This is a genomic window from Pasteurella bettyae CCUG 2042 (assembly GCF_000262245.1).
Classification (GTDB): domain Bacteria; phylum Pseudomonadota; class Gammaproteobacteria; order Enterobacterales; family Pasteurellaceae; genus Basfia; species Basfia bettyae.
This window is the reverse complement of sequence record NZ_AJSX01000032.1, coordinates 1-1,859: the sequence shown is the minus strand read 5'-3', so window position 1 is coordinate 1,859 and position 1,859 is coordinate 1. Positions and strand designations below refer to the sequence as shown.

The following is a 1,859-nucleotide window of genomic DNA, read 5'->3' as shown; positions in this document are numbered from 1 at the left end:
CACATATGGGATGGCTCAGAATGGGTTATCGACCACTCAAAAGAGACTGAATTAAAAGCACAACATATAGCTCAACTACGAGATAAAATTAACGAATTGAGAGACGTTAAAATCAACGGTGGCGTGTATGTAGAGGCGGTAGGTAAATGGATTGACACTGATGCTACTGCCGAACGTAATATTTTATCGGTAAAAGCCAGTTTTGACCTTTTCGGCGATATGGAGATTGCTTGGACTTGTGCGGATAATTCGATTTTGATGATTAACAAAGATAAATTAATGCAGATTTGGCAAGTATTAATGACAGCTAAAACAAGCAATCATGCTAATGCCTTACGGCATAAAGCAGCATTAGAGCAATCTGATAATCCAGCGGATTACAATTACACTGGAGGTTGGACTAAAACTTATGCAGATTACTTAGCGGAGCAAGCCAATGGCTAATCAATTATTTTTAGCATTTTACAAAGGCTCTGGTGGCAGTTTATGGGACAAACTCATTGACTTAATAATCCGCAAAACCACGCGCGGAAAATACTCACATTGTGAGCTGGTAATTGCAAAAACGGAGTTTATTACAGGCACTCATTATGAGTACGAGACAACATATCATTGCTATACTTCATCGCCACGAGATGGCGGTGTGCGTTGCAAGGTGATTGATTCGAGGACGGGGGACTGGGATTTATTGCCGATAAATTCTAGCCTCGAACAACAAATCCTAACCTATTATGCGCAAACCAAAGGTGCACGTTATGACTACTGCGGCGCGCTAGGCGTGATTTTGGGGATTAAACAAAAACGTAGTAAATACTTCTGCTCAGAGTGGTGTTTTAATGCAATCACAGGACGTACCGATGGGTGGCGATTTAGTCCGAACCAATTAGCCGTCATTTTTAAAGGGATCTATCATGATAAGTTTACAGGAGCGTGCTATGTTTAAACAAGCTCCGATCCCTTTTATCGGTCAAAAACGAATGTTTTTACAACATTTTGAGCGATTATTAAATGATAACATCCCTAATGATGGTGACGGTTGGACGATTGTGGATGCCTTTGGCGGATCAGGTTTATTGAGCCACATTGCAAAACGGCTTAAGCCTAAAGCTACGGTGATTTACAATGATTTCGACGGCTACGCTGAGCGTTTGCAACATATTGATGACATCAACCGCCTACGTCGCCAGATTGCACCATTATTAGCCTTAGCCGAGCAACCAAAACAAAAACGACTAAGCCCAGAGTTAAAAGCTCAGATAATTGATGTTATCAAAGCATTTGATGGTTATATTAATGTGCATGTGCTTTGTTCTTGGTTGTTATTTAGTGGTCAACAAGTAAAAACCTTAGATGAGCTATTTACACAAGACTTTTGGCATTGCCTACGGCAATCAGACTATCCAAGTGCGGACGGCTATTTAGATGGTTTAACCGTAGTGAGCGAGAGTTTCCACACGTTACTCCCTAAATACCAACATGATCCAAAGGCCTTATTTGTGTTAGACCCACCTTATTTGTGTACACATCAGGAGAGCTACGGTCAGCAACGCTATTTTGATTTGATTGATTTTCTACGCCTAATCCATCTAACTCGTCCACCTTTTGTGTTTTTTAGCTCAACCAAATCGGAGTTCGTCCGCTTTATTGACGCAATGATCACCGACCAATGGGACAAATGGCAATCTTTCGCTAATTACGAGCGCATAGCCGTTAAAACATCAACCTCATATAGTGGCAAGTATGAGGATAATATGGTTTACAAGTTCTAAACTGTAAAATTTAAACGCCCTTTAATGATGATTTAAAGGGCGTTTTTGTTTAGTTTAAATTTGAGGTTTATTTTTCATAATAGTTTAATT

3 protein-coding genes are annotated in these 1,859 nt (G+C 40.1%); all 3 read left to right on the top strand.

Going from position 1 to position 1,859, the window contains the following annotated elements:
- The coding region (locus HMPREF1052_RS06085; protein ID WP_005760708.1) for a DUF4376 domain-containing protein at positions 1 to 444 on the top strand (444 nt) is incomplete at its 5' end.
- Positions 437 to 943, top strand: a complete 507-nt coding sequence (locus HMPREF1052_RS06080) for a hypothetical protein (RefSeq protein ID WP_005760709.1) — start codon at positions 437 to 439, stop codon at positions 941 to 943. The genes HMPREF1052_RS06085 and HMPREF1052_RS06080, both read left to right, overlap by 8 nt.
- Positions 936 to 1,769, top strand: a complete 834-nt coding sequence (locus tag HMPREF1052_RS06075; RefSeq protein WP_005760707.1) for a hypothetical protein — start codon at positions 936 to 938, stop codon at positions 1,767 to 1,769. The genes HMPREF1052_RS06080 and HMPREF1052_RS06075 overlap by 8 nt, the downstream gene beginning before the upstream one ends.
- The last annotated feature ends 90 nt before the right edge of the window (positions 1,770 to 1,859 follow it).